This window comes from Microbacterium sp. (genome assembly GCF_047607225.1).
GTDB lineage: Bacteria > Actinomycetota > Actinomycetes > Actinomycetales > Microbacteriaceae > Microbacterium.
On record NZ_JASGDO010000031.1, the window covers coordinates 15,575 to 34,550 of the forward strand.

Below are 18,976 nucleotides of genomic sequence, written 5' to 3' on the forward strand. Positions count from 1 at the left end.
AGCGGCCCGATCCCCGACGGGGTCGGGCCGCTTCGGCGTGGAGTCGGTCGCCACTGCCACGCAGGAGCCGTCAACCGGCGGCAGCCACCACGTCGGCGAACAGCTCGGCGTGCGCCCGCAGCGATGCGGTGCCCACGGGGGCGGGCTGCGTGGAGAACTTGGCCACCAGCGTGTCGGTCAGAGGGTCCAGCCACAGGTACTGACCGTGGATGCCGATCGCGTACACGTTGCCGCGCTGGTTGCCGGTGGCCCACCATTGGTTCCGATAGGACATCTCGGGGAACACGGCGCGGTTGGGCGAGTCGGCCGCCAGGGCGGGATCACCGCCGGCGAGCGTCTGGCGCACCCATTCCGCGGACACGATGCGCCGTCCGTCGATCTCGCCGCCGCCCAGCATCAGGCGCCCGACGCGGGCCAGATCGCGCAGGGTGCACGACACTCCACCGTTGGCGAGGGCGCACCCGCCGCGGTCCACCGAGACGCGGGCATCGTGCTCGGCGCCCAGGCGCGACCACAGCCGCTCGGACAACACGTCGGCGTAGCGCTGGCCGGTGACCGCCTCGATGATCCACCCGAGGGTGTCGGTGACGGCGGAGCAGTACTGGAACCGCAGCCCGTGATCGCGGCTGCGCGTCAACCGCGCCAGGAACGCGAACGTGTCGTCGGCATCGCCGTCACGGGGTGTCCGCCATCGCGCGGCACGGTCGTGTGCCTGCACCTCCGCTGCGGGGTCGGTGTAGTCTTCGCTGTAGTCGGCGGCAGCCACCATGTCCATCAGCTGCTGCACCGTGGCGTCGCCGTAGGCCGATCCCGCAAGGGCCGGCACGTAACGCGCGGCCGTGGCCGAGGTGTCGATGAGCCCGTCGTCGGCGAGGGCTCCCACGACGATGCCGCACAGCGACTTCGACACGCTCATGAGCAGGTGTGTCCGGTCGGGGCCGAAGCCCTCCGCGTACCACTCCCCGACGATACGGCCGCCCCGCTCCACGAGGATCGCATCGGTGTACAGCTCGTCCAGCCGTGCGGCGAAGGCGGGGACGTCCTGCAGGACGCCCGGATCGATCGACGTGCGCGTCGCGGGTTGCCGCGACACCGCCGCCGAGGGGAGCAGCTCTTCGATGTGCCGGAACACCCAGCGGTTGTCGGGCCCGCTCTGCCACGAGTCGAGCGTCGGGTGGGCGTGCACGCCGACCCGTGCGCGAGCGTTCGCCGTCACGGTGTCACCAGTGAGGGAGTCCCGGAGGGACGCGCTGTGGTCGATCATCGGGTTCTCTCCCCGTTCGTCAAGTGGTGGTGCAGCGGCGGCGCTCCGGCGGTGCTTGCCCGCGCTCCGGGGGTAGGGGGCATCGAGGCGAGGAGCCGCGCCGTGTACTCCTCCTGCGGGGTCACGAGCACCTGCGCGGCCGGTCCGCTCTCGATGATGCGTCCGCGTCGCATCACGGCGACGACATCGCTCATGTGACGGACGACGTCGAGATCGTGGGAGATGAGGAGGTAGCTCAAGCCGTGATCGCGCTTGAGGTCGGCCAGCAGGTTGAGTACCTGCGCCTGCACCGACACGTCCAAGGCACTGGTGGGCTCGTCGAGGATGAGCAGCCGTGGCCGCATCGCGATCGCCCGGGCGATCCCCACGCGCTGGCACTGCCCGCCGGAGAGCTGATGCGGATAGCGATCGGCGTGCACGCGCCCCAGGCCGACCTCGTCCAGGAGCTCATCGACTCGCCGTGCGCGCTCCTGCGGCGACGCGCGACGGTGGGTGCGCAGGGGCTCGGCGATGCAGTCGCGAACCGTCATCCGCGGATTGAGCGCGGCGACCGGGTTCTGGAACACCATCCCCGCCGTCGCTCGCAACGACCGCAGCCGGCTACCCCCCATCCGGGCGAGGTCCTCTCCCCCGACGCGGCTGGTTCCCGAGGTCGGCTCGATCAACCGTAGGGCGCACCGCGCAACCGTGGACTTGCCCGACCCCGACTCGCCGACCAGGCCGAAGGTCGATCCCGCCGGCACCGAAAAGCTCACGTCGTCGACCGCCGTGAAGACACTCCCCCGGCTGGCGAACACTTTCGTGATCGACTCGATGTCCAAGATCCCGCTCATCGGGTGGCCTCCATCCGCAGGCAGGCGCCGCGATGCTCGCCGCGGTCGCGGACGATCGCTCCGGGTACCGCGACCAGCTCCGGATCGGTCGCCAGGCACTCCGCGTCGGCGCGGGGGCATCGCGGCGCGAAGACGCACCCCGAGACCTGTGTGAGCCGGGCGGGCACCGAGCCTCGGATCGCCTCGAGCGGCTCTCCCGGAACGTGGCGCGCCGGGAGAGCGCCCAGCAGACCACGAGTGTAGGGGTGTGCCGGCGCACCGAGGACCTCGTCGGTACGGCCGGTCTCCACGACGCGGCCGGCATAGAGGACGGCGACGCGATCGCAGATCTCGCTCACGACGCCGAGGTTGTGGGTGATGAGCATGACCGCGAAGTCGAATCGCTCTCGCAACGAGAGGACGAGGTCCAGGATCTGCTTGGCGACGGTCACATCGAGGGCGGTCGTGGGCTCGTCGAGGATGAGGAGCTTCGGCTGACAGACCAGCGCCATCGCGATCATCGCCCGCTGCAGCATCCCGCCGGACAGCTCGTGCGGGTAGCTGCGGAAGACCCGCTCCGGGTCGGGAAGCCCGACGTCGGTCAGCGCCCCGAGGATCTGCGCTCGACGGGTTCGACGCGGCGCCGGACGGTGACGGGCGAGGACCGCATCGATCTGTCGCCCGATGGCGAAGACCGGGTTGAAGGCCGTCCCGGGGTTCTGGAACACGAGCGAGATGACGTCGCCGCGCAGCGGTGACGGGCGGCTCATGTCCAGTTCCTGGCCGTCGACGGCGATCCGCCCGTGGGGCGTGGCTCCCCGGGGAAGCAGCCCCAGCACGGCGAGTCCGGTGAGGCTCTTGCCGCATCCGGTCTCACCGACGATCCCGAGGATCTCTCCCCGATCGATCCGGAGGTCGATACCGCGCAGCGGCGTGTTGGTGATCTCGCCGCGTTCGCGGAACTCCACCCGCAGGTCGTCGATGACGAGCACGGGCGGCGCAGACATCGTCGTGTCGATCATCGTTTCACCTGCCGGGGATCGAGGAAGTCGCGCAAGGAGTCGCCCAGGAGGTTGAACCCGAGCACCGTGATGAAGATCGCGACGCCGGGGAAGGTCGAGATCCACCAATGCGTGAAGATCGCCCCACGCCCCTCGGCGACCATCAGGCCCCAATCGGGCTCGGGCGGCTGAGCTCCCAATCCGATGAACGCCAGGGAGCCGGCAGCAAGCACCACCGTTCCGATGTCGACGGTGGCTTGCACCAGGATCGGCGTCAGGCAGTTGCGCAGCACGTGGCGGGGAACGATGATCCACGCCGGCACGCCGATCGATCTGGCCGCCTCCACGTACGGCCGATCACGCAGGGCGGCAGCCTCTGCGCGCACGAGACGCGCGTACCAGGGCCACCACGAGATCGCCAGGGCGATCCCCGCGTTCACGAGGCTGGGGCCGAGGAGGGCGACCACCACCATCGCCAGGAGAAGCGGCGGGAAGGCCTGGAAGATCTCGGTGATGCGCATGAGGACGTTGTCCAGCCATCCCCCGCGGTATCCCGCGATGGCCCCCAGCGGCACACCGATCAGCGCCGCCAGCGCGACCACCGCGAAGGCGATCGTCACCGCCGGCCTCGCGCCGAAGAGGATCCGGCTGAGCACGTCGCGACCGAGCTGATCGGTGCCGAGGAGGTTCACCCCGCCCGGGGCGAGATTGCGTCGGGCCGCATCGGTGACCCCCGCTCCCTGGTCGGGAAACGGAGCGATCCACGGGCCGAAGATCGCAGCCACCAGCACCAGCACGATCAGGAGCGCGCCGAAGAGCGCGAGGCGGTCCTTGCGCAGCACCCGCAGCGCGCGGGCCCCTGTGCTCTGGCGCTCCACCGCATAGTCGGGCAGCTGTGTCGACGTCGTCAGCGCTCTGCTCATCTCGTCTGACTCCCTTCCGGTGTGCGCACGCGCGTTCGTCGCGGACGCGACGCGGAGATCCGGATGCGGGGATCGATCCGCGCCTGCGCGAGGTCGACGAGCAGATTGGCGAGGAGATACCCGACGGCGCCGAGCATCGTGATGGCGAGGATCGACGGGTAGTCCACGGACAGCATCGCGTTCACGGCGAACTGCCCGATGCCGGGCCAGTTGAAAACCACCTCGACGAAGAAGGTGCCCGTCAGGGCATAGGCCGCCGACAGGCCGGTGACGGTCAGCGTGGGCGGCAGTGCGTTACGCAGAGCGAGGCGCCAGCGAATCAGGCGTTGCCGCAGCCCGTAGGCCTGCGCGGTGAAGATGTAGTCCTGCGACTGCACCTCCAGCATCGAGGCGCGGGTCATTCGGGCGATGAGGCCGGCCGGGTAGGCGGCCAGCGTGATCGCCGGAAGGAGCAGGTGGGCCATCCCATCGGAGAAAGCCACCACGTTCCCCGTGATCAGCGCGTCGAACAGAGCGAAGCCGGTCACCGGGGTGACCGGGCTGATGTAGGCCAGCTCCTTGCTGAACTGCCCCGTGGCGGGAAGGAGGCCGAGCCACCCCACGAACACGACCTGGAGGAGGAGGCCGAGCCAGAACGCGGGCATCGAGATGCCACCGATCGCGAGGAAGCGGATCACGCCGTCGGTCACTCCGCCGGGGCGCCGCGCCGCGATCACCCCCAGGACGACGCCGAGGAGGAGCGCGAGCGACATGGCCGCTGCGAGCAGTTCCAGGGTGGCCGGGAGACGAACGGCGAACTCGGTGAGCACGGGGCGGCGCGTGGACAGCGAGTCGCCCCAGTCGCCCGTGAGCAGGCCGCCGAGATAGCTCAGGTACTGCACGGGGAGGGGGCGATCGAAACCGAGTCGCTCACGGATGCGCTCCAGCTCCTCCGGTGGCGCCTTCGGACCGGCGTACACGACGGCGGGATCGGAGGGGATGATCCGCGTCAGCGTGAACACCACGACGGTGAGCACCAGCAGCACCAGAAGCGCGCTCCCCAGGCGAGAGACGAAGAACCGCCACATGGCTTCTCCTCAGGTGAGGACCGGCGGCCGGGCGAGGGGATCCCGGCCGCCGGTCTGGTAACGAACCCGCGCGTCAGGCCCGGGGACGGATGGAGGCGAAGAACGTGGTGAACGGGTAGTTCTCGTTGAAGTCGCCGATCTCGAGGCCCTTCGGCACCACCATGACGGCCTGCGGGTCGTAGAGGAACGCACCGGGCGCCTGGTCGACGAGGAGGTTCATGGCCTCTTCGTAGGTCGCCTGGGCGGCGGCGCGGTCGCTGCCGGTGAGCTTTCCCGCCTCCGCGAGCAGCGAGTCGTACGTGTCGTTCTTCCAGTAGGAGAGGTTGAAGAACGGCTTCTCGCTGGAACCGAAGAGGCTGCTGAGGTTATCCACGCCCGCGTCGCTGTAGGTCGGCCAGTAGTACACGACGAAGATGTCCTGCGCCGTCTCGGGGTCGGCCTTGGCCTGCTCCCACTGCTGGTTGAACAGTTCGGCGCGCACGTTCACGGTGACGCCGATCTTGGCGTACGCGTCTTTGATGAGCGGCACGAAACGCGCTTCGGAGGAGTTCTCGGAGGCATAGGTCAACGTCAACTCGAAACCGTCGGCGTGGCCGGCCTCGGCCAGGAGCGCCTTGGCCTTCTCGAGGTCGTAGCTGTACTGGGGCACCGAGTCCGAGTAGGGGAAGATCCCCTTGGGCACGGGGCCATGCGATTGGGTGCCGTATCCGTAGGCGCCGACGTCGATGACGTCCTGATACGGGATCGCGTAGCTGAGTGCCTGACGCACCTTCGGGTCGTCCAGCGGCGGACGGGTCGTGTTGAAGTACGCCAGGAAGTTGAAGGGCGAGTTCGCGGTGCGGACCTCGCCTCCGGTCTGCTCGGCGATGGCGGTGATGTTCTCCATCGGCAGGGCGGTGGCGAGGTCGATCTCCCCCGCCGTCAGCATCTGCTGCGCCGTGACCGCGTCCGGGGTGATCGCGACGTTCACCGTCGTGTAGTACGGCGCAGCGTCGGTGTTCCAGTAGCCGTCGTAGGCGTCGAGCACGACCTCTTTGCCCGGCGTATAGCTGTCCACCGTGTAGGGGCCGGTGCCGGCATCGGTGCCTTCGGCGAAGTAGTCCTCGTCGTCCTTCGAGGCCGCCAGCGCTGACGGCTCGACGATCCAGGCCCCATACGTGGATGCGGCGATGAGGTCCATCGGCGCGGAGTAGGACAGCGTCATGACCACGGTGCGATCGTCGGGCGTGTCGATCGACTCCAGCGGCGCCCAGATGAAGGAGGCACCGCCGTACTCCTTGGCCGCCTCGATGCTCTGCTTCACCGCGTCGGCGTCGACATCCGAGCCGTCGTGGAAGGTGGCGCCGTCGCGCAGATGGAACGTCCAGGTCTTGCCGTCGGCACTCGTCTCCCACGATTCGGCCAGCACGGGGGTGAAGTCCTCGGCTGCCCCTTCCGGGTTCTTCTTGAGCAGCGTCTCGTACACGTTGCCGAGGTAGAGCGCCTCGGTGGAGAACGACCGGACGGGATCCCATGTCGTCACTGCCGCCGATGCCGCCACAGAGAGCAGCTTCGGCCCTTCCGTCGGCTCGGCACCCCGCTTCTGCACGGTGCAGCCGGTCATCAGCAGCGCACTGCCGACGACCGCCGCGACGGCGCGTACGGTGCGCCGGGAACGTCTTTGCTCAGATCCCATCGATACCCTCCCAGGTCGTCCGCCACTCGCGGCTCACCTAAACCCTAGAAAGCGCGGGACTTCTCGACAAATACCAGAATCTCAGTAAAGTGATGCCTCGGAGGCATCATTGGAGCTTCGACTTCTGCGCTACTTCGTCGCCGTCTCGACGCACGGCTCCCTGCACGCCGCCTCGGCGGCCGTGCACGTCGCTCAACCGTCGCTCAGTCGCCAGATCCGCACGCTCGAAGCGCAGCTCGGATTCGCCCTGTTCGACCGCACGCCGCGCGGGTTGGCGCTGACGGCGGCGGGGCGGGCCTTCCTTCCGGTCGCGGAGGATCTGCTCGTGCGGGCCGACCGTGCCGACGCGGCCGCGCGCACGATCGCCCGCGGCGCGGTGACCGACCTCACCGTGGTGGCGGCATCGACGACCGTGGCCGACGTCGTTGCCCCCTTCGTCGCCGCGGCCGGACCGGCCGGCGCGATCGGAAACGCCATCGAAGCACTGCCCGAACACGTCTACGGCCGGCTTCTGCGCGGCGAGGCAGACTTCGCGATCGGCACGCTCGCGCCACCCGAAGAGTACGAATGGATGATCCTCGGCCGGGCCTACGTCTGGGCGATGGTTCCGACGGGTCACCCCCTGGCCACCCGGTCGAGCGTGTCGATCGCCGATCTCGTGGCCGAGCCTCTGATCGTGATGGACCGCACCCATCGCGCGCGCCAGATCCTCGACGGGGCGGTGGCACGGGCCGGCTTGAGCTACACGATGGCCGAGGAGACGTCGGTGACCGCCCTCGCCCGTGGACTCGCGGCCGCAGGCAGAGGGGTGGCGATCCTCTCCGACGATCCCATCTTCGGGTTGACGACCGTGCCGATCACCGTGGACGAGGAGACGCTCGCCATCACCCTCTACGGCGTATGGGACCGCAGCCACTACGCGGCACGCGCGATTCAGCGCGTGCTCGGCGACCTCTCGCGCTTCAACTCCGCCAGCTACCCCGCGATCAACGTTCCGACCGCGTGAGAGAAGGCACCCGCCCCCTCACGACGCCGGCAGCGGAAAGAACCTCCGCAGCACGAGGCGCTGACCGAGCGTCCAGGCGACCGTGACGAGCAGGTACAGCGCCGCGGCCAGGGGGACGAACACGGCCACCACGGCCGTGGCGTAGTGCAGCACGCCGAGGAGCCCCGCTGCGATCCCCGGCCCGGATGCGTCCGGACCGAGGGGCGCGGGACGCAGAAGCCGGCGTGTCAGTTCGCCCACCGCGGCGATCGCGATCACCACGACGCCGAAGACGAGCCAGGTGGCACCGTCGGCGGCCCCCTCCGTCACGGCACGGACCAGGCTCTGCCCCAACGGGACACCCGCAAGGACCTCGGCGAGCAAGGCGTTGGGCTGCCCGCCGATCGTGGGGTGAAGGAACACCGCGTAGATCAGCCCGACAACGGGAGCCTGGGCCAACAACGGCAGACACCCCGCGAAGGGCGACGCGCCCTCCTCGCGGTAGAGGCGCATCGTCTCCCGCTGCAGCCGCTCGGGGTCAGAACGATGTCGCTTCTGGATCTCGCGGAGCCGCGGGGCGAGCCGGGCGCGCGTCTGCTCGGCGCGAGCCTGGGCGATCCCGGCCGGGATGAGCACAGCGCGGACGAGGAGCGTGACGAGGACAACCGCGGCAGCGGCCGCCGACGGTCCCGCGAGTGGGGTGAGGAGGGAGGTCAGGGCCATGAGGCCGGAGGAGGTGAGGTCGAGCAGCGCCGCCAGCGGCGCGAAGGAGAAGAGGTCCACGGTCATCCGTTCGTCGGAGCGATCAGAGGGCTGATCGGCCGCGAAGGATGCCGGAGACGGGGTCCGGGACGATCGCTAGGCGGCCGGCAGCACCGCTCCGGGACCGCGTCGACGCACATGACCGGCGGCGTCGGGATCACTCTGGGTGAGCGGGGCGGTCAGCTCGCTCTCGCGGGTGGGGTGTCGCCGTGGTGTGCCCGCGGCGCCGGGCACGACGGCGCCGATCGTCGCGATGACGAGGGCCACCACCGACACGACGACGAGGGCCACCGCGCCGGCGACGCCGAGGGCCGCGGCATCGGGAAGCGCGACGAGTCCGAGGGTCGAGACGAACAGCCGCACGAACGACGAGAGGGCATCGATCACGGTGCTCTCCTCTCGCTCGGGCGGTGGGCCCACTCTATCCCGCGGCCCTGCACCCGGTGGGCCCTTGTCCCCGCCCGCGCTGCACAACAGCGGATCCCCGAGCCGACACACCACGCGGGGAGGCCATTCCCTCGGCGTGTCGTCCGGCGCCTCCGCCGCTGTGTCCTCACACCGATGCCGGGACGAGCCCTCGCACCAAGTGGTCCACGGCGTCCGCCAGCGCGCGGCGACTGAGCCGCCCCACGCCAGTGGCGTTGACGAAGGCGTGGATGTGCCCTTCCACCAGCTGCGAGGTGACCTCCACGCCGCACGCGCGGAGCCTGTCGGCATACGCGATGCCCTCGTCGCGGAGCACGTCGAAGCCGGAGACGGCAACGTGAGCGGGCGGAAGTGCCGCGAGGGCCGCGTCGTCGGCCCGCAGCGGCGAGACCAAGGGGTCCCGCGCGTGCGCCGGGTCGGCCAGGTAGTGTCCGCGGTACCAGTCCATCTGCTTCTGCGTCAGGAAGTAGCCCTCGGCGAAGAGCTCGTACGACCGGCTCTTGGCGGCGAGGTCGGTGACCGGGAAGAAGAGCAGCTGATAGTCCGGCTGCCCCAGCGGCTCGTCGACCGTGGCCAGGCACACCGCCGTGCTCAAGTTCCCCCCAGCGCTGTCGCCCGCGACCGCCACGCGCGCGCCCGGACGCTCGCGCCTCACCCACAGGTAGGCGTCCACGGCATCCTCCACCGCGGCGGGATACGGGTGCTCGGGCGCCAGGCGGTAGTCGACCGAGATCACCTCGAGTCGAGAGCTCGCCGCGATGAACCGGCACACCGAGTCGGCGGAGTCGAGGCTGCCGACCACCCAACCGCCGCCGTGGAAGTAGACCACGACCCCCTCCGCCTGCTGCGGCTCGACGGCACAGTAGCGGCGCGCGGGCACAGTTCCCGCGCGGGTGGGGAGGACCAGCTCGTCGACGTGGGCGACAGCGTCGCGGCTGCCGAAGATCCGTGCCTCGGCGTCGATCTGGGCGCGAGCGCGATCGAGGGGGAGCTCGGAGAAGTCAGACCCGGGCAGGGCGTTCAGCAGCCTGAGCGCCATCTGCACTTCGGTGTAGAGCTTCTGCCCGTCCACGACGACGGGTTTGCCGGCGATCAGGCGCTGTGCGGGCTCGGGAAGGGCGCCCAGGGCCCGGATGACGGCGCGCGTCACGCGCTCGGAGGCGGTGGCTCGGTCGGACATGGCGGCTCCTCGGAATCGGCGTCATCGACGATGGGGCACGAACCACCGCTCGGGTGCGGCGTCTGCGACGACCGTAGACCTCACGCGAGCCGACCGACAGGACGACCCTGCCAGCCCGCGGACATGATCGGCCAAATACACTGACCAGATGAGCGACGGCCCCTTCCTGACGCCTTCCTCGGCGATCATCACGCCGAACATCATCCGCCACTTGCTGCGTGTGGCCGACGACCACGGCGTCTCCCTCGACCGGGCACTGCGGGCCGCCTCGCTCACCCGCGAGAGCATCGACTCGCCCGCACTGCGGGTGTCGTACCGGCAGGGGCGCCTCATCATCGAGAAGGCTCTGGACTCGCTGCCGATCCCCGCGCTCGGGCTGGAGGTCGGACAGCGCCAGCCCATCACCGCGTCGGGCGTGCTGGGACTCGCGATGATGTCGAGCGCGACCCTCCTCGACGCCGTCGAGCTGGGGATGCGGTTCCAGAATCTCGCCGGGTCCATGGTGCGGTGGCACTCGGTGATCGAAGGAGGCTCTGTCGTGGTGACCGCTACCGTGCCCGACAGCGAGAGCCCGGTGAGCAGGTTCCTCGTGGAGGAAGGCTTCGCCAACATCACACGGATGGCCAGGGACGTCGCCGGGATCCGGTCCCCCCGCCACGTGGAGCTCGCCTTCGCCCCCGACGGACACGCCCGAAGCTATGCGGACTTCTTCGATTGCGCGATCGCCTTCTCCGCCGGGCGCAACGCGTGGCATCTTCCGCTGAGCACCGCCCGCGAGCCGCTGCCCACGGCCGAGCCGTGGACCCTCGCCGCCATGGTCGCCGCGCTGGAAGCCGAGACGCGGAGCGTCGTGGAGCGACAGGAACTGGTGGCCGTGCTCGCGGCGCACGTCGAAGACGCGCTCCCTGTCATCCGGCCGCTCGCCGACTACGCGCGCCTTCTCGCGACCAGCGAGCGCACCCTCCGCCGCCGCCTGATCGAAGTGGGCTCCAGTTACTCCCGCGTGCTCGACGACGTGCGAAAGCGGGTGGCGGCGGAACTGTTCGCCACCCCCGGGCTCAGCACGGCCGAGATCTCCTATCGGCTGGGATACGAAGACGAGCGGTCACTGCGCCGAAGCACGCTGCGGTGGTTCGGCGCATCGCCCGCCGCCCTGCACGACATGGCGGCGCGCGCCTGAAGAGGACGTATCAGGACAGCAATCGTGGCCGCTCATGTCCGCGGGTTGGGTCATATGCGTCCGCCGCGCGGCGACGCGACCGCCGTACCGTGAGGGCTCATCGTCCGAGTCCGTCCGACCTGCCCGAGGGAGTGCACATGACTTCTCCGACCCCGATTTCCTCGCCGGCTGCGGCTGGCGTCACCGCTGAGCGGCTGCCCGCCTGTGTCATCGGCGCGGGTGCCGCCGGCCTTGCTGTCGCGCGTGCACTCCGCGCGCAAGGTGTGGACTACGTGCACCTCGAGCGGCACTCCCGCGTCGGCGGGCTGTGGGACATCGATAACCCGGGGACGCCGATGTACGAGTCGGCGCACTTCATCTCCAGCCGCACCGTGTCGGGCTTCTCGGGCTACCCGATGCCGGAGGACTATCCCGACTATCCGCGGCACGACCAGATCCTCTCCTACCTCCAGAACTTCGCCGACGCCTACGGGCTCACCTCTCGGATCCGCTTCGACACCGCGGTTTCCGCCGTCAGCCGCGACGGCGACGCCTGGCGCGTCACGCTCGCCGATGGATCTCACAGTCGTCACGGCCAGGTGATCGTGTGCACCGGCAGCCAGTGGCATCCCTTCGTCCCGGAGATCCCGGGAAGCTACACCGGCGAGATCCGTCACAGCCTGGAGTACCGATCACCCTCCCTCTTCGCCGGCAAGCGCGTCCTTGTCGTCGGCGGAGGCAACTCGGGATGCGACATCGCCTGCGATGCGGCGCGCACCGCCGACCGGGCGGTCATCAGCCTCCGGCGCGGCTACTGGTTCATCCCGAAGCACGTGTTCGGCGTGCCGTCGGACATCGTCGGCGGCAAGGGCTCGTTCCTCCCGAAGCCGCTCGAACGCGCGATCCTGCAGCCCATGCTGCGGCTGTTGACGGGCGACCCGACCCGACTCGGCCTGCAAAAGCCCGACCACAAGCTCTTCGAGACCCATCCCGTGGTCAACTCCATGCTGTTCCACCATCTGCAGCACGGCGACATCACCGCTCGTCCCGGCATCCGCCGGGCAGACGGACTCGAGATCGAGTTCACCGACGGCACGAGCGAAGAGTTCGACCTCGTCTTGATGGCCACCGGGTACCGACACCGCGTCCCCATCGCCCAGGAGTACTTCGGCGACGAACAACACCCCGACCTCTACCTCAACTGCATCTCCCGCGAGCACGAGGGACTCTTCGGCGTGGGGTTCATCGAGACCAACAGCGGCGCCTACCACCTGTTCGACCGGCAGGCCCATCTGATCGCGGCCTTCATCGCGGGCTCTCGCGGCGGCACGGAGTCTGCGACGGAGTTGGAACGGCTCCGCCGGGCAGACCAGCCCGACCTCTCGGGCGGATTGCACTTCGACGCGTCTCCCCGACACCGTGGGTATGTCGACGCCGACGCCTACGTGAAGTACGTCACCAAACTGTCGCGTCGACTCGGGTGGCCCCTCGAGGCACAGGGCCCGGAGCCCCGGCGTACGCGCGACCGGCTGGAGGCGGCGGCGTGACGTACGACTACCGGGACAAGGTGATCGTCGTCACCGGTGGCGCGGGAGGGATCGCCCGGGCTTTCGCTGCGCCCGCCGCCGCACGCGGGGCCCGGCTCGCGCTCGTCGACATCCGCGCCGAGGCCGCCGACGCCGCGGCTTCCGCGCTTCCGGGAGGAGGGCATCTCGGGTTCGCGGGAGACCTCACCGACGACACGCAGGTGGAACGGATCCTGGAGGAGATCTCCGCCGCCTACGGACGCATCGACGTGCTGGTCAACAACGTCGGGATGACCAGCTCGGAGCGTTTCGACGCGAGATCGGTGGCCAGCATCCGCCTGGAGACCGAGGTGAACATGCTCTCCCCGCTCGTGCTCACCCGCCTCGCGTTGCCCCTCCTGCAGCGCTCGACCGACCCGCGGATCGTCACGACGGTGTCGCTCGGCGGGATCTTCCCGCTGGGCGAGACGCCCATCTACACCGCGTCGAAGTTCGGGCTGCGGGGCGCGATGCTCTCGATCGGTCTCGACCTGCGAAGGATCGGTGTCCGCGCGGGCTCGGTCCTGCCGTCGGCGACCGACACCCGCATGCTCCGGCAGGAAGCCCTCGACGGCGGCAACGCGCTGCAGTTCCAGGATCCGCCCCAGCAGCCCGCCGATGTCGCGCGGGCGATGATGCGCCTGCTCGACAGACCGCGGCTGGAGGTCTACCCGAAGCCGTCGGAGTCAGTGCTCATCCGCGTCGCCATGCTCGTGCCGAACGCCCTCCCGCGTCTCATGCGCCTGTTCCGGCGGCGCGGCGATCGCGGGATGGCCCGCTACCTGGAGAAGCTGCAGCGCGAGGGACACATCGTCCGTCGCGACGGCGAGCTCGTACTCGCGGAGGAGAACGCATGACCGGCCCGACCCTGACGCTGCGTGCCCCCGCCGACGGCTCCGTGCTCGGCGAAGTTCCCCTCACGTCGCGCGAGCAGGTGCGCGCGGCCGTCACACGCGCCCAGGCGGCGTTCCGCTCCGGCACGTGGTCTGCGCAGGCCCCGCGGGCGCGCGCCGAACGGCTACACGGGCTCGCCGACCTCATGCAGCGCGACGCCGAGACCTTGGCACGCCTGGACAGCGAGGACGCGGGAAAGCCGATCACCGAGTGCCGGGAGAACGACGTGCCTTCGGCGATCGAGTCGATCCGGTGGTTCGCCGAAGCGACCGACAAGGGCCACGGCACCACCACTCCCGCCGGCCGCGATGTCGTGGCATTCACGGAGCGGGAGCCCTTCGGCGTCGTCGCGGCGATCCTGCCGTGGAACTATCCGCTCGCGATGGCGGCGTGGAAGATCGGTCCTGCCCTGGCCGCCGGGAACGCACTGCTGCTCAAGCCCGCCGATGCCACCCCACGATCGGTGCTCCACGTGGCGGAGTTGGCACGCGAGGCCGGAATCCCGGCGGACGTCCTCCAGGTCGTCACGGGCGATGGGCCGACCACCGGCGCGGCGTTGGCCGACGATCCGATCATCGGCGCCCTCTCCTTCACCGGCTCGACGACCACCGGTCGCGGGATCCTCGCCGCTGCCGCAGCGAGCAATCTCAAGCGAGTGAGCCTGGAGATGGGGGGAAAGAGCCCCCAGATCCTCCTCGACGACGCACGGGAGTTCGGAGACGCCCTCATCGAGGGAATGATCGAGTCGGCTTTCCTCACCTCGGGACAGAACTGCACCGCGGGTTCCCGGGTGCTCGTGCACGAGTCCATCCACGACGAGGTGGTGGCGCGGTTGACCGGCGCCGCCGCCGCGCTCCGCGTGGGGCACCCCGCCGACCCGGCCACGCAGCTGGGCCCCGTGATCGATGATCGGGCCGCCGATCGCATCCTGGCGGCGGTCGACACCGCGGTCCGCGAGGGAGCCACGCTCGTCACGGGAGGCGGGGAGGTGGACGTCGTGCCGGGCGGTCGCTACCTCGCTCCGACGGTGCTCACCCACGTCGCCCCGGGATCCGACATCACTCGACGCGAGTTGTTCGGCCCGGTGGTCACGGTCCAGTCGTTCCGTACGCGCGACGAGGCGATCGCCCTCGCCAACGACACCGAGTACGGGCTGGCCGCGTCGGTCTGGACCACACGACTCGACGACGCGCTGGCGCTCGCCCGCGGCGTGGAAGCGGGCCTGGTCTCCGTGGGCGCCTACAGCGAGGGCGACCTCACGGTGCCCTTCGGCGGATGGAAGCAGTCCGGATTCGGCGGCGTCGAGAAATCGTTCCGCGCTTTCGAGCAGTGGACCCGGGAGAAGACGGTCTGGATCGCCCTGCGGCACTGACCTGCGCCCGTTCTCCCCCTCCCCTTCCGTCCTCGATCACAACTCCTGTCATCGAGCACAACTCCTGTCATCGAGCACAGCTCCTGTCATCGAGCACGGGCCTCCGAGCACAACGGCGGATCTCCGGCACGCCACGCCGCGGAGCGCACATCCGCCCTCGGCGTGTCGCGAGCCCCGTCCGCCGTGGTGTCCGCACGCGGCGAGAACACCGCGGCGCCGTCGCCGGGTCAGCGCAGCGCGCGGCGATAACGACGACGCGCGACGAGCTGAGCGACCCGAAGCAAGGGATGGAGCATCCGCCAGCCCCACCGGTCACCGGGCGCAGTCAGCGAGCGGAGGGTGAGGAACACGCCGTCGCCGTGGCGGTGCACGATGAACGCCTCCTCGCCCGAGACCGGGTGCCCGGGCAGCGTGCGGTAGGAGAAGCCCACCCGGTCGGGCGCGCGGACCACCTCGGCCACCTCCACCGGCTCGCTCACGCGGACCGGCCCCCACCCCGCCGTGATCACCTTCCGCTCGCCCGGGCTCACCTCACCGGCGCCGGGAACCGCGAACCCGCTCCGCGTCTTCACCGCCCAGCGCAGGACATCCGCCGACGCCCGTCGCCAGACATCGTCGCCGGTTCCCACCGAGGTGGTCGACTGCGCGGCACGGTACGGCGCCGCATCCCCCGGCTCCCACTCCTCGCTCGCGGGACTCGTCGAGGGCGCCGCTCCCGCCGCGGTCACGAGGTACCGGTTGCGCGCGCTGATCAGCCGACGGAGGTAGGGAACGAGCACCACGCGCTCCGCGAGCCTTCCGAACACCGGCGAACCGACGGTGATGATGTCGGTCATCCTTGTCTGTCCGTCGACGACGTCGAACCGGTGCTCGTGACGGAACAGACGGAAGGGTCCGCGCACCTGCTCATCGACGAAGCGTCGCGGCCGGTCGAGTGCCGTGATCCGCACCGTCATCGTGAACCACACGCCGAAGTGCCGCGCGCGCCAGGTCACGGTCTCGCCCAGACCGATCCGCCCCGCCGCGACTCCGCCGATCGCACGCTCCCCCGAGCCAGCCATCGAGGCGATGTGCGCGTCGATGTCGAGGGACAGATCGAACAGCTCTTCCGGCCACACCGGCGTGACGGTGACGAGTTCGAAGGTTCGCGGCACACTTCGATCCTGCCGGAACGGAACGCCGCCCGGTACGTCCGCGCCGACGACACTCGCGCAGCCGCTCCCGCTTACTCTCCGCCGATCCCCTCGTGCGCTCGTCGTCGGGGTCAGCGTGCGTCTCGAACGGCGGGAGCCGCACCGGTGGTGCCCCTGGAGGGACTCGAACCCCCAACCGTTTCCTTAGGACGGAACTGCTCTTCCATTGAGCTACAGAGGCTGGCTCCCCGAGTCTACCCGGGCTCAGCGAACGATCCCGAGCCTCCGGCCGATGATCCGGTACACCTCCGGCTCGTCCATGTAGCCCGTGTGCGCCGCGAGCAGATCGCGGGGCTCCTCGATCGTCTCGTCCGTGGGCGGAGCCTCGGCCCAGGCGAACACCTCCGCCGCACGGAAGGCAAGCGGGTCGCGCGGGTTGAGCACGTTGAGCCACGGCGCGAAGGGGTGCCGTGCCGGAGCGTCGGCGCCGATGCCGGGCATGACGCCCATGAGCCACAGGAGAGGCGCCTGACTGCCGGCCGTGACCAGGAGGTCGATGTCCACCGGCCGTGCCGTGAGGCTTTCGAGGGCGATCACTCCCCCGAGACTGTGCCCCGCGACCACGAAGGGGCCGCCCCGATGACGACCTCGCGCCTCATCGATGGCCTCGTCCACATAGGCACGGACGCGATCGCTCTCACGGAGGAAGAAGAGCACGTTCCGCATGAAGTCGACGACGCCGTTGGTCAGGCTCACCCGGTGACGGGCGAGGACGTCGGTGAGGATCCGGAGCCCGACGGCCTCGAGCGCCGGCGGGAGGGCCGCGACGTCGGTGGAGCCCGAGCCGACCGTGGCGAGGGAAGCGGCGTGGAAATCCACCGCCGCCGCAGGCACTGCGCTCTCCTCATCGATCCCCGGACGACGGGCATCGGCAGACGAGAGGGGGAGCGCCGGCAGGATGTCGAGATCGGGCGGACCGACCTCGGCACCCCACGGCGGGCAGACGACGTGTGCACCCGTCATCCCCAGGTCGTCTCGGAGGTGGCGCTCGATGCGGGCGCGGTCGACCTCCGGCGACGCCGCCCCTGTGCCGTGCAGATAGAGGAAGGTCCCCGCCATTGTGTGCTCCGTCCCGGCCTCGTCGTCCACGCCCCGACCCGCCACACGATGCCATCGCCCGCCTCGCGCGGCAAGGCCCGCGCCGACGCCGGACACCTCCTCCGGATCGCGCGCCGTGAGAGGCTGGGGTTCACGACACCCGGAACGCACTGGAGACCCGTAGTGACCGCCTCCGTCCCTGATTGGCGCCCCATCCTCGCCGCGCTCGCCCATCCCGACTCGGGGCGAGTGATCGCCGCCCTCATGCTGGGCGCACGCCTCGACGATGAGCTGTCGCCCCTGCCTCCGTCGCGGCGGCGCCACCTCCTCGAGCGCCTCCAGGTCGTCGGTTTCCTGCGCGAGGACGAGGGAACACTCGTCTTCGACGGGTCGGTGTTCGCGGCAGCGCTCCGGGGTGCCGCGACCGTGCGGCCCCAGGGAGTCGAGCGCTTCTTCCGCGACGGACGCCTGGAACAGCTCCCCGCGCGTCCGGAGGACCGCGACGCGGTGCTCGCCGAGGTGGCGCGGCGCGCCTTCCGGCCCCACGAGACCTTGGATGAACCCGCCGTCAACGAGCGCCTGAGCGCCTTCCATGACGACACCGCCCTCTTGCGCCGCTACCTCGTGGACAGTGGACTTCTCGAGCGCCGTCGCGACGGCTCGGAGTATGCGTTCACCGGCGCTACGGAGCAGTCATCGTGAGGACGCCGCACCGGCGGAAGCCGCTCCTGACCGCCACCCTCACCGCCGCGGCCCTCGTTCTCGCCGGATGCACCGACAGCACCGCCACGACGACGACCGCGACGCCGACCGGAACGGCCCCTCCCGCGGTTTCGCCCGGCACCGCTGCGCCGGTGACCCTTCCGCCGGTCGGCGCTCTGCCGGACTATCAGCTCGGTGGAGCGTACGACCCGCCGGACGGGGTGGGGGTCGTCGTCCGCGACCGCACCGAGCGCCCGGCCGCGGGGATCTACTCGATCTGTTACGTCAACGCCTTCCAGACCCAGCCCGGCGAGATCTCCGACTGGCCGGTCGATCTCCTTCTCCGCGAGGAGAGCGGTGACGTGGTGTTCGACCCGGACTGGCCCGACGAGGCGATCATCGACACCCGCGACCCCCGAGCCGTCGCCCGGTTCGTGGCGCCCTGGATCGAGGGATGCGCGGCGTCCGGCTTCGACGCCGTGGAGTTCGACAACCTCGACACCTACACCCGCACAGGCGGCGCCCTCACTCGCGAGGACAACGTCGAGGTGGCGCGGCTGCTCGTGCAGGCGGCGCACTCCGCGGGGCTTGCGGCCGGGCAGAAGAACGCCGCCGAAGACGCGCCGATGCTTCGAACGACCGCCGGGTTCGACTTCGCGGTGGTGGAGGAGTGCTCGGTCTACGACGAGTGCGGCACGTACGCCGCGGTGTACGGCGACCACGTGATCGCGATCGAGTACCCCGACGCGCTGACGGAGTCTTTTGCGGTGGTGTGTGCATCCGCCGAAGCCCCGCGGTCCCTCATCCTCCGCGATCGCGATCTCACCAGTCCCGAAAGCGACGACTACGTCTTCGTCGCCTGCACAGACGCACGCTGAAACGCCCCCGCGGGGGGAGCGGGGGCGTTTCGATCGGATCGCGGGGGACGACCCGGGCAGATCGTGTGGGGCCACGATCT

General features: G+C 70.1%; 18 protein-coding genes and 1 tRNA gene. 7 read left to right on the forward strand and 12 right to left on the reverse strand.

Annotation, left to right across the window (positions count from 1 at the left end):
- Positions 1–70: 70 nt before the first annotated feature.
- The 6 genes from QM591_RS05795 to QM591_RS05820 all read right to left on the reverse strand — a co-directional run bounded on the left by QM591_RS05795 (position 71) and on the right by QM591_RS05820 (position 6,742).
- Complete coding sequence (locus QM591_RS05795) at positions 71–1,264, reverse strand: serine hydrolase domain-containing protein (RefSeq protein ID WP_415130520.1); 1,194 nt, start codon at positions 1,262–1,264, stop codon at positions 71–73.
- A complete protein-coding gene (locus QM591_RS05800; protein ID WP_415130522.1) occupies positions 1,261–2,097 on the reverse strand; it encodes an ABC transporter ATP-binding protein in 837 nt (278 codons plus the stop codon). Before QM591_RS05800 ends, QM591_RS05795 begins: the two co-directional genes overlap by 4 nt.
- Positions 2,094–3,098, reverse strand: coding sequence for an ABC transporter ATP-binding protein (locus QM591_RS05805; protein ID WP_415130524.1), 1,005 nt, complete (start codon positions 3,096–3,098; stop codon positions 2,094–2,096). The genes QM591_RS05800 and QM591_RS05805 overlap by 4 nt, the downstream gene beginning before the upstream one ends.
- A complete protein-coding gene (locus QM591_RS05810) occupies positions 3,095–4,000 on the reverse strand; it encodes an ABC transporter permease (protein ID WP_415130526.1) in 906 nt (301 codons plus the stop codon). Before QM591_RS05810 ends, QM591_RS05805 begins: the two co-directional genes overlap by 4 nt.
- On the reverse strand, positions 3,997–5,067 hold the full coding sequence (locus tag QM591_RS05815; protein ID WP_415130528.1) for an ABC transporter permease: 1,071 nt from the start codon (positions 5,065–5,067) through the stop codon (positions 3,997–3,999). Before QM591_RS05815 ends, QM591_RS05810 begins: the two co-directional genes overlap by 4 nt.
- Before the next feature lie 73 nt (positions 5,068–5,140).
- Positions 5,141–6,742, reverse strand: coding sequence for an ABC transporter substrate-binding protein (locus QM591_RS05820; RefSeq protein WP_415130530.1), 1,602 nt, complete (start codon positions 6,740–6,742; stop codon positions 5,141–5,143).
- A gap of 109 nt (positions 6,743–6,851) precedes the next feature.
- On the opposite strand from QM591_RS05820, the gene QM591_RS05825 reads away from it, so the two are divergent.
- Positions 6,852–7,748 (forward strand): LysR family transcriptional regulator, encoded by an 897-nt coding sequence (locus QM591_RS05825; RefSeq protein ID WP_415130532.1) that lies wholly within the window; start codon positions 6,852–6,854, stop codon positions 7,746–7,748.
- A gap of 18 nt (positions 7,749–7,766) precedes the next feature.
- On the opposite strand, the gene QM591_RS05830 is transcribed toward QM591_RS05825, so the two are convergent.
- The 3 genes from QM591_RS05830 to QM591_RS05840 form a co-directional block, all read right to left on the reverse strand.
- Complete coding sequence (locus QM591_RS05830) at positions 7,767–8,510, reverse strand: YidC/Oxa1 family membrane protein insertase (protein WP_415130653.1); 744 nt, start codon at positions 8,508–8,510, stop codon at positions 7,767–7,769.
- Positions 8,511–8,585: 75 nt separating this feature from the next.
- On the reverse strand, positions 8,586–8,876 hold the full coding sequence (locus tag QM591_RS05835) for a DUF6412 domain-containing protein (RefSeq protein WP_415130534.1): 291 nt from the start codon (positions 8,874–8,876) through the stop codon (positions 8,586–8,588).
- A 166-nt stretch (positions 8,877–9,042) separates the two neighbouring features.
- The gene (locus tag QM591_RS05840) at positions 9,043–10,095 is read right to left on the reverse strand and encodes an alpha/beta hydrolase (protein WP_415130536.1); all 1,053 of its coding nucleotides are present in this window, start codon (positions 10,093–10,095) and stop codon (positions 9,043–9,045) included.
- Positions 10,096–10,243: 148 nt separating this feature from the next.
- Between QM591_RS05840 and QM591_RS05845 the strand changes: the two genes are divergently transcribed.
- From QM591_RS05845 to QM591_RS05860, 4 genes are all read left to right on the forward strand, one after another.
- Positions 10,244–11,275, forward strand: coding sequence for an AraC family transcriptional regulator ligand-binding domain-containing protein (locus QM591_RS05845; RefSeq protein WP_415130538.1), 1,032 nt, complete (start codon positions 10,244–10,246; stop codon positions 11,273–11,275).
- 137 nt (positions 11,276–11,412) lie between these two features.
- Complete coding sequence (locus QM591_RS05850; RefSeq protein ID WP_415130540.1) at positions 11,413–12,801, forward strand: flavin-containing monooxygenase; 1,389 nt, start codon at positions 11,413–11,415, stop codon at positions 12,799–12,801.
- Positions 12,798–13,676 (forward strand): SDR family NAD(P)-dependent oxidoreductase, encoded by an 879-nt coding sequence (locus QM591_RS05855; RefSeq protein WP_415130542.1) that lies wholly within the window; start codon positions 12,798–12,800, stop codon positions 13,674–13,676. The genes QM591_RS05850 and QM591_RS05855 overlap by 4 nt, the downstream gene beginning before the upstream one ends.
- On the forward strand, positions 13,673–15,085 hold the full coding sequence (locus QM591_RS05860) for an aldehyde dehydrogenase family protein (RefSeq protein ID WP_415130544.1): 1,413 nt from the start codon (positions 13,673–13,675) through the stop codon (positions 15,083–15,085). The genes QM591_RS05855 and QM591_RS05860 overlap by 4 nt, the downstream gene beginning before the upstream one ends.
- A 227-nt stretch (positions 15,086–15,312) precedes the next feature.
- On the opposite strand, the gene QM591_RS05865 is transcribed toward QM591_RS05860, so the two are convergent.
- The 3 genes from QM591_RS05865 to QM591_RS05875 all read right to left on the reverse strand — a co-directional run bounded on the left by QM591_RS05865 (position 15,313) and on the right by QM591_RS05875 (position 17,337).
- Entirely contained in the window at positions 15,313–16,239 is a 927-nt protein-coding gene (locus QM591_RS05865) for a DUF1990 family protein (RefSeq protein WP_415130546.1), read from the reverse strand.
- A gap of 145 nt (positions 16,240–16,384) precedes the next feature.
- Positions 16,385–16,459: transfer RNA gene (locus QM591_RS05870), tRNA-Arg, on the reverse strand.
- 23 nt (positions 16,460–16,482) lie between these two features.
- Positions 16,483–17,337: a hypothetical protein gene (locus QM591_RS05875; protein ID WP_415130548.1), complete on the reverse strand. Its 855-nt coding sequence runs from the start codon at positions 17,335–17,337 to the stop codon at positions 16,483–16,485.
- 162 nt (positions 17,338–17,499) lie between these two features.
- Here QM591_RS05875 and QM591_RS05880 point away from each other — a divergent pair, with 162 nt between their 5' ends.
- Positions 17,500–18,018, forward strand: coding sequence for a DUF2087 domain-containing protein (locus QM591_RS05880; RefSeq protein ID WP_415130550.1), 519 nt, complete (start codon positions 17,500–17,502; stop codon positions 18,016–18,018).
- The gene (locus QM591_RS05885; RefSeq protein WP_415130552.1) at positions 18,015–18,896 is read left to right on the forward strand and encodes an endo alpha-1,4 polygalactosaminidase; all 882 of its coding nucleotides are present in this window, start codon (positions 18,015–18,017) and stop codon (positions 18,894–18,896) included. Before QM591_RS05880 ends, QM591_RS05885 begins: the two co-directional genes overlap by 4 nt.
- The last annotated feature ends 80 nt before the right edge of the window (positions 18,897–18,976 follow it).